The 7,965-nt window shown below is 73.4% G+C and carries 7 protein-coding genes, 1 pseudogene and 2 riboswitches; of the genes and pseudogenes, 5 read left to right on the top strand and 3 right to left on the bottom strand.

Features of this window, described 5'->3' with window-relative positions:
* A riboswitch (cobalamin riboswitch) is annotated at positions 1-178 on the bottom strand. This riboswitch is flagged as partial in the annotation.
* Positions 179-304: 126 nt separating this feature from the next.
* Positions 305-518, top strand: a riboswitch (cobalamin riboswitch).
* 61 nt (positions 519-579) lie between these two features.
* From CTZ28_RS46125 to CTZ28_RS46105, 5 genes are all read left to right on the top strand, one after another.
* Positions 580-1,617 (top strand): ABC transporter substrate-binding protein, encoded by a 1,038-nt coding sequence (locus CTZ28_RS46125; RefSeq protein ID WP_121895931.1) that lies wholly within the window; start codon positions 580-582, stop codon positions 1,615-1,617.
* On the top strand, positions 1,614-2,627 hold the full coding sequence (locus tag CTZ28_RS46120) for a FecCD family ABC transporter permease (protein WP_121895930.1): 1,014 nt from the start codon (positions 1,614-1,616) through the stop codon (positions 2,625-2,627). Before CTZ28_RS46125 ends, CTZ28_RS46120 begins: the two co-directional genes overlap by 4 nt.
* Entirely contained in the window at positions 2,624-3,448 is an 825-nt protein-coding gene (locus CTZ28_RS46115) for an ABC transporter ATP-binding protein (protein WP_121895929.1), read from the top strand. The genes CTZ28_RS46120 and CTZ28_RS46115 overlap by 4 nt, the downstream gene beginning before the upstream one ends.
* A 118-nt stretch (positions 3,449-3,566) precedes the next feature.
* Positions 3,567-4,265 carry a hypothetical protein gene (locus CTZ28_RS46110; RefSeq protein WP_121895928.1) on the top strand — a complete coding sequence of 233 codons (699 nt, stop codon included), beginning with the start codon at positions 3,567-3,569 and terminating at the stop codon, positions 4,263-4,265.
* A gap of 172 nt (positions 4,266-4,437) precedes the next feature.
* Positions 4,438-5,049, top strand: a complete 612-nt coding sequence (locus CTZ28_RS46105) for a sigma-70 family RNA polymerase sigma factor (protein ID WP_121895927.1) — start codon at positions 4,438-4,440, stop codon at positions 5,047-5,049.
* A 255-nt stretch (positions 5,050-5,304) separates the two neighbouring features.
* Here CTZ28_RS46105 and CTZ28_RS46095 read toward each other — a convergent pair whose 3' ends face one another.
* From CTZ28_RS46095 to CTZ28_RS46085, 3 genes and pseudogenes are all read right to left on the bottom strand, one after another.
* Entirely contained in the window at positions 5,305-5,808 is a 504-nt protein-coding gene (locus tag CTZ28_RS46095; RefSeq protein WP_121895926.1) for a GreA/GreB family elongation factor, read from the bottom strand.
* Between the two features lie 147 nt (positions 5,809-5,955).
* Positions 5,956-7,146 carry a beta-1,3-glucanase family protein gene (locus CTZ28_RS46090; RefSeq protein ID WP_121895925.1) on the bottom strand — a complete coding sequence of 397 codons (1,191 nt, stop codon included), beginning with the start codon at positions 7,144-7,146 and terminating at the stop codon, positions 5,956-5,958.
* Between the two features lie 342 nt (positions 7,147-7,488).
* Positions 7,489-7,863, bottom strand: a pseudogene (locus CTZ28_RS46085) (transketolase-like TK C-terminal-containing protein); the annotation flags it as partial.
* Positions 7,864-7,965: the final 102 nt, after the last annotated feature.

Here is a 7,965-nt window from a genome sequence, read left to right as displayed (position 1 = left end):
TCTCCCGGAGGAGGACACCTACTGGCCGTCGCTTCCCAGGCCCTGTTCGTGGGCCCAGTGCGTAAGACGGCGGTCGTTCCCGTTCACCGCTGCGGGGCAGTCCCGGATTCCCACCGGGTTCCCTCTTGCGACGCATCCCGTCTGGGGGACGGGGCGAACCAGCTGCACCGGCAAGCGTACGGGGCGGCCCGCCCCGGCGTCCGGTCGCGTCCGGCATTCGGATGGTGACGTGGCCCACGCGGGCACCGGGCCGAGGCGGGGCGCGGTGCGAGGACGGGGCCCGGTCCGGCCGACCGGGCGATCTTGGTAGCCTGGCCGGGCCAGTCGTGCCACATCCGAGGCCAGGGAATCCGGTGCGAATCCGGAACTGACGCGCAGCGGTGAGGGGGACGGGCGGGGCACACCACGCCACTGGGAGGGGTTCGGGCCGGCCGTGAGGCCGGTGCGGGGCCGTACCGGGAAGGCGCCCCGTCCGGACGAACTCGAGTCCGAAGACCTGCTGGCACCTTCGCGCCCCGTGCGTGGAGGACGTCCGTAGGCCAGGCTCCGCGTACGAGCCCCGACTCCCGAGGCATGCCCATGCTGCGTTCCGCGTACCGCCCCGCCCTGCTGCTCCTCACCCCGGCGCTGCTGCTGACCGCGTGCGGCGGCCCCGGCGAAGCCGCCCCGGACGCCGGCCGCTCCGCCGCCGGTTACCCCCGCACGATCGCCAACTGCGGCCACCAGGTCACCCTGGAGTCGGCCCCGAAACACGCCGTCTCCCTCAACCAGGGCACCACAGAGATCCTGCTCTCCCTCGGCCTCGGGGACCGGCTCGCCGGAACCGCCACCTGGACCGACCCGGTGATGAAGGACCTGGAGAAGGCCAACGCGTCCGTGCCCCGGCTGGCCGAGAACAATCCCTCCTTCGAGAAGGTGCTCGACGCCGGACCCGACTTCGTCACCGCGTCGTTCGTCTCCACCCTCGGCACGGGCGGCGTCGCCACCCGCGAGCAGTTCGAGAAGCTGGGCGTGCCCACGTACGTCTCGCCGTCCGACTGCGCCACCGGAAAGGACAACGGCAGCGGTGGCGACGGCTCCCGCAGCGCGCCGCTCACCCTCGACGCCGTGTACGGCGAGATACGCGACCTGGCCCGCGCGTTCGGCGTCGACGAGCGCGGCGACAAGCTTGTCGCACGGCTGAAGGAACGGGTGCGGACGGCCACCGACGGCCTCGACGCCTCCGGTGTCTCCCTCATGTACTGGTTCGCCAACGCCCAGTCGCCCTACCTCGCCGGCTGCTGCGGCGCCCCCGGCGCCATCACCCGGGCCATCGGCGCCGAGAACGTGTTCTCCGACACCCACGACGAGTGGCCCCAGATCAACTGGGAGACCGTCGCCGACCGCGACCCCGACGTCATCGTCATCGGCGACCTGACCCGCAGGTCCGAGACGGCCGAGACCGCCCAGGCCAAGATCCGCTTCCTGGAGACCCATCCCGCCACCCGCAATCTCACCGCCGTCAGGAAGAAGCGGTACGTCCTGCTCAGCGGGCAGGCGATGAACCCGTCCATCCGCACGGTCGAGGGGATCGAGCGGGTCGCCGCCGGACTGCGTGACCTCGGGCTCGCCAAGTGAACCTCCGGGCGGGGCTGTTGACCGCCGGCGGGCTGCTGGCGGTGACCGTGTCGGTGGCGTTCGCCGTGACCTTCGGCCCCGCCGACATCTCCACGGCCGACGTGTGGGCCTCCGTCGCCGCCCATCTCGGGCTCGGCGACAGCGCGTTGGCGCCGCTGCGGGACGGCATCGTGTGGGACCTGCGCATGCCACGGACCCTGCTGGCCGCCCTCTGCGGTGCGGGCCTCGCGGTGTGCGGAGCGGTCATGCAGTCCCTGCTGCGCAATCCGCTCGCCGACCCGTTCGTGCTCGGGGTGTCCTCCGGGGCGTCCACCGGCGCGGTCGCCGTGGTCGTGCTCGGGGTCGGCGGCGGGGCGGTGTCCCTGTCGGCGGGCGCGTTCGCCGGCGCACTGCTGTCCTTCGGGCTCGTCCTCGTGCTCAGCCACACCCTCGGCGGCAGCCCCGACCGGGTGGTGCTGTCAGGCGTGGCGGCCATGCAACTGTTCTCCGCGCTCACCTCGTTCACCGTGCTGACGTCCGCGGACGCGGAGACCACCCGAGGCGTGCTGTTCTGGCTGCTCGGCTCGCTGGCCGGCGCGAGCTGGGGCGACGTGCTGCTGTGCGCCGTCGTGCTCGCCGCGGTACTCGTGGTCTGCCTCGGACATGCCCGCACCCTGGACGCGTTCGCGTTCGGCGAGGACGCCGCGGCGGCACTCGGCGTGCGCGTCGCCCGCACCCGGCTGATCCTGCTGTGCGCGACCGCGCTGCTGACCGCGACCCTCGTCAGCTGCGCCGGGGCGATCGGCTTCGTCGGGCTGGTGCTGCCGCACGCGGCCCGCGCGCTCACCGGATCCGGCCACGCGCGGCTGCTGCCGGTCACGGCGCTGGCCGGAGCCGTCTTCCTGGTGTGGGTGGACACGGTCGCCCGTACCGTCATCGATCCCCAGGAGGTCCCGGTGGGCGTGGTGACGTCCCTGATCGGTGTACCGGCGTTCGTGGCGGTCCTGTACCGCGGACGGAGGCGGGCATGACCGGCCCGGACCCCACAGCCGACCGGGGCACCCCGCCCGGGCTGCGCGCGGAACGCGTGGCACGCCGCGCCGACGGCCGGATCATCGTCGACGGTGTCACCCTCGCGCCCCGCCCCGGGGAGACGATCGGTCTGCTCGGCCCCAACGGCAGCGGCAAGTCGACCCTGTTGAGACTGCTCGCCGGAGTGCTGGCGCCCACCGCCGGGGTCGTCACCCTGGACGGCCGCCCGCTGGCCCGGGTCGGCCGCCGGGCCACCGCGCGGCGCATCGCCACCGTCGAGCAGCACGCCCACACCCAGACCGAACTGACCGTACGGGACGTCGTCGCGCTGGGCCGTATCCCGCACCGGCGGGCCTGGGCCGCCGCCTCGGCCGACGACGCACGGGCGGTCACCGACGCGCTGGCCCGCGCCGGGCTGACCGAGCGCGCGGACCAGTCCTGGCACACCCTCTCCGGCGGCGAGCGGCAGCGCGCGCAGATCGCCCGCGCCCTCGCCCAGGAACCCCGCGAACTGCTGCTGGACGAGCCCACCAACCATCTCGACATCCAGCACCAGTTGGATCTGCTGGACCTCGTCGTCGGCCTGCCGGTCACCACCGTGATCGCGCTGCACGACCTGAACCTCGCCGCGATGTACTGCGACCGGCTGCTCGTTCTGCGGGACGGCCGGGTGGTCGCGGAGGGCACCCCGTCCACGGTCCTCACGCCCGCCCTCATCGAGCGGGTCTACGGCGTCCGGGCCGAGGTCACCCAGCACCCGGGCCACCCGGTGATCCGCTTCCTGCGCCGGGCGACCCGCGGGGCGGACCGGCCCGCCTGATCGGATCCGGCACCGTCGGTGTGTGCTCTGGATCACATGGGGTGAATTGAGTGTGCGGAGGGGACAGGATCCGTACCCAGGAGTGACGACCGATGCCCTGACGCGAGGATGAGGCGCCATGACCGCAGGGTGGTGTTCTCGCACGACACGGGCCGCGCTGTTCGCGGCCGTCTCCGTGCTGCTCGCCGCTCTGGGCCACGTTCTGATGTCCGGCCGCCATGTGCCCGCGTGGGCGCTGGCCGCGGGGGTCGTCGCGGCCGGTGCGGCGGGCTGGTGTCTCGCGGGCCGTGAGCGGGGGCTGCCGCTGATCGTGACGGTCGTGGTCGCCGCCCAGACGGCGCTCCACTCGGCGTTCTCCCTCGCCCAGTCGGTACCCGGGGGCACGGGTTCCGGGGCGGGCATGAACTCCATGGGTATGGGCGCCATGGGCGGGGGCTCCATGGCGGAGAGCCACATGGGCGTGGCGCACATGGGCGTGGGCCACATGGATCTGGGACACATGGATTCGGGCCATGTGGATCACCTGGGCCTTCGCGTGGCCGGTACCCCCTCGTACGGCATGCTCACCGCGCACCTGCTGGCGGCGTTGCTGTGCGGACTGTGGCTGGCCCACGGCGAGCGCGCCGCCTTCCGCGTCCTGCGGGCGGTGGCCGCCCGGCTCGCCGCACCGCTGCGCCTCCTGCGCGCCCTGCCCGGCGCACCCGACCGCCCGCGCCCGCATGTGCGCCGCAGCCGCTCCGACCGGGCGCCCCGGCGCCGCCTTCTCGTCCACGCGATCACCACACGGGGGCCGCCCACGGGGGCCACTGTCGCCTGACGACAGCCGGTTCCCCGGGGCTGCCCGTGCGCGCCCCGGGTCCCGGCCGTACCCCCGCGCCCGCCGCGGCGCCCCGGGGTGCGGCCGGCTACCCGCCCACCGGACCATGCCGGTCCGCCCGTGCTGCCGCACGTCCGTGGCCCGGATCCGGACGATCCGAGAAGGACACCAGGTGATTGCTCCTGCCCTGCCCACCTCGTGCGACGGAAGCGCCGGTGCACCGCCGGCCGACGAGTCGATCACCGCGTGGGCGCTGGCCGCGCGCGGCGGCGACCCCCGGGCCGTCGAGGACTTCGTGCACGCCCTGCACCGGGACGTCCGGCGCTATGTCGCCCATCTGTGCAGCGATCCGCAGGCCGTCGACGACCTGGCGCAGGACACGTTCCTGCGCGCGCTCGGCAGCCTGCACCGGTTCGAGGGCCGGTCGTCGGCCCGTACCTGGCTGCTGGCCATCGCCCGGCGCGCGGTGATCGACAGTCACCGGTACGCCGCTACCCGGCCCCGGCCGGCCGACGTACCGGACTGGCCGCTGGCCGTGGAACGGGCGCAGCCCCGGCACCTGCCCGGCTTCGACGACGGCGTCGCCCTGCTGGATCTGCTCGCGTCGCTGCCCGACGAGCGCCGGGAGGCGTTCCTCCTCACCCAGGTGTGCGGGCTCGCGTACACGGAGGCGGCCGAGATGAGCGACTGCCCGGTGGGTACGGTCCGCTCACGGGTGGCCCGCGCCCGGGCCACGCTCGTGGACCTGCTGACCGAGCCGGACGGGTCCGCGGCGGCGACCTGACCCGGCCGGTGGGTGACGTTGCCCGCCCCCTCGGTCGCTGTCGGTGCGGCACCTCCCGGCCGGAGGCTGGGGGAGGGAGTTTGACGACAGGACCTAGGGCCTCTCGTTTGGATCATGCCGGGCTCGCGGGCCCTGGCACCGCGCCTCGCGGCGTTGTCGTCGGTTGTCAGGGCTCCGCCCTGCCGCCCTCCTCCGCCTTGCGATCCACGGCACCAGACCCCGCTCCCTGATCCGGCCTGATCCAAACAAAAGACCCTAGCGGCCGGGCCGTTCGTCCGTTCCCGCGGTCGTGTCACCGGGGGGTTCGAGGGACAGGACGACGGCGCTCAGCCGGCCGTCCGGAGTGCTGTAGTCGACGGTGTCCCCGGCGCGACGACCCAGCAGGGCCCGGCCGAGCGGGCTGTCGGCGGTGACCAGCCGCTGGTCGGTGGGCGCGGCCACCTCGCCGATCTGCAGAGTCTGCGCCGTGTCGTCCTCGAACCGCACCGTGACGGTGCTGCCCACGCCCACCACGTCGGCCGGGGGCGGGCCCGCGGCGGCCGCGGTGCGCAGCCGCTCGCCGATCCGGGAGATACGGTCGTCGAGCCGGGCGATTTCGGTGGCCCGCTGCAACTCGTCGGCCTGGTCGGCGGTGTCTCCCGTCCCGCCGTCGCTGTGCAGCGTGGACGCGACCGCCTCCCGCTCCGAGCGCAGGTCGGCCAGCTCCCGCTCCAGCGCCCGACGTGCGTCGGCGCCGATCGGCTCGGGTCCACCGGTCATAACGGCATCATGCGCTCCGCGGTACCCGTCCGCCACCGGCGGCGCCCCACGACGGCGGACAAGCCCGGGAAACACGCAGGTCAGGAGAGTTCGCCCGAGACCCGGGCGGGGCCGGGGCCGATCACGGGCAGGGTTCCGGCGGGTGGTCTAGAACGGTGTGAGGGTCACCCGGATCCCGGTCGGTGCGGGGTCCTCGATGTACGAGGCGAAGCCGGCCACGTCGTCGAAGGCGAAGCCGTACGCCCTGCCGTCCCGGGTCGCCGCGTGCAGTGCCTTCGCGTAGTGGTTGGTGACGCCGGTCCGGTAGAACGCCGACGCGTCGGTGGCCGGCTGCGCCGCCGCGGCGACGAGCGTCGACCGGTTGAACCCGGCGCCGAGGACGGCGGCCACCGGCCCGGTCGTGCCGTCGTTGGGTGCGGCGAGGGCGCCGTCGCAGAACAGGACGTCCCGGCTGGACGGCCGGTCGAAGGCGACCGGGGCGGGTCCGTCGAAGGTCAGCTTCCCGCCGCGCACCCGGCCGGTGAAGGCGCCCGCGTCCGTGGTGACCGTGAGATCCCTGCCGGTGTACGTGCTCCACACCTCGTCGATGTACGGGGCGAAGTAGTCCGGCGCGAACAGCCCGGCGTCCAGGCCGTGACCGGGCGCGATGACCCGCGTGTCGTCCACCGCGAGCCGCTCGAACCCCTCGGCCTGCCGCACCGCGGCGAACACGGCGGCCCGACCGCCGTCGACCAGCGTGCCCGTCGTCCGGTCCTGCGCCCCGGTCAGCCGGATGGCCATCGGCACGCTGAACATGTCGACCATGGTGGTGTTGCAGAACATCCCGGCCGCGTTGTACGTGAACTCGCAGCAATCGTGCAGCACCGGGTAGTTGGGGTCGGACGTCACCCAGCCCGCCGGGTACTGCAGCGCCGGTGCGCCGTTGCCGTCCGCGACCGCCTTGAACTTCAGCTTCTCGCCGAGCGACACATAGATCCGGCCCGACATGTACGGCAGGGACAGCCGGGTCTCCCCGCTCGCGGAGAGCGGGAGCGCGTAGTCGGTGAAGCCGTCGGCGCCGTTGTCCGACAGCGAAATGGGGGCGAGGGTGCCGTCGGGCGTGACGCGGACCTGCTTCCCGTCCTGATTGCCGACGACGTAGACGTGCACGGAGGTGTTGTCGAAGGCGCCGCTGTCGTTGGCGATGGTCAGCGGCAGCGCTCCCGCCGCCTTCGGCGCGTCCGTCCCCGCGAGGGCGTGGGGGCCCAGGGCGGCGACGACGGGAGCGGCCACCGCCGCGCCGCCGAGGGCGAACAGAAGCTTGCGACGGGCCAGGCTGCGCTGGTGACGGGCAGTCATGTGGGGGGATCCTCCTGATACTTGGCGGCTCGGAGCACCGCCGACGGGCGGATGGGAGCGCTCTCCGGAGTGCGGCCGGATCCCGATGCTACGCAGCACGAGCACCCCCGCCAACCGCTGCCACGGGCCCTCAAACCGCCCTGACCTGGGCCTACTTGAGAACGGCGGGTGGACAGGAGTGCGCTTAAGCCGTCCTTAAGGCGCAGTTAATCGGCCTCGTGAGGATCGCGGTGATTGCCCTCCGCCCGCGCCCTGGCCGGGCGGCCGAAGCGGGACCTGGTGCGCGGCAGCCCGGCAGAGGGACTGGACAACCCCGCCTACCCTCGCGCACCAGGGTGTTCCTCAGCCGGTTCCGGTGACCTCGGCGATGGATTCCCGGGCCTTGGTGGTGATGTTGTCGGCGGTGAAGCCGTATTCGTGGAAGAGGGTGTTGCCGTCGGCGGAGGCGCCGAAGTGTTCGAGGGAGATGATGCGTCCGGCGTCGCCGACATAGCGGTGCCAGGTGAGGCCGATGCCGGCTTCGATGGCGACGCGTGCTTTGACGGTGGGGGGCAGGACGGTGTCGCGGTAGGTCTGGTCCTGTTCCTCGAACCATTCCACGCAGGGCATGGACACCACGCGGGTGGGGATGCCCTGGGTCTGGAGCTGGGTGCGGGCCTCGGCGGCGAGGTGGACCTCGGAGCCGGTGGCGACCAGGCGATGATGGAGCGCATCGCGATGAACGACGGCCTGTCGGTGACCTGTTTGGCGGCTTCGATGGCGGTGTGGAGGGCGTGGGGGTCGAGGTCGCCGTCGGGTTTGGGGGTGATGCGCTGGACG

It is taken from the genome of Streptomyces shenzhenensis (assembly GCF_003688995.1).
GTDB lineage: Bacteria > Actinomycetota > Actinomycetes > Streptomycetales > Streptomycetaceae > Streptomyces > Streptomyces shenzhenensis_A.
The sequence above is the reverse complement of the archived record's forward strand: the minus strand, read 5'-3'. Positions and strand labels throughout refer to the sequence as shown.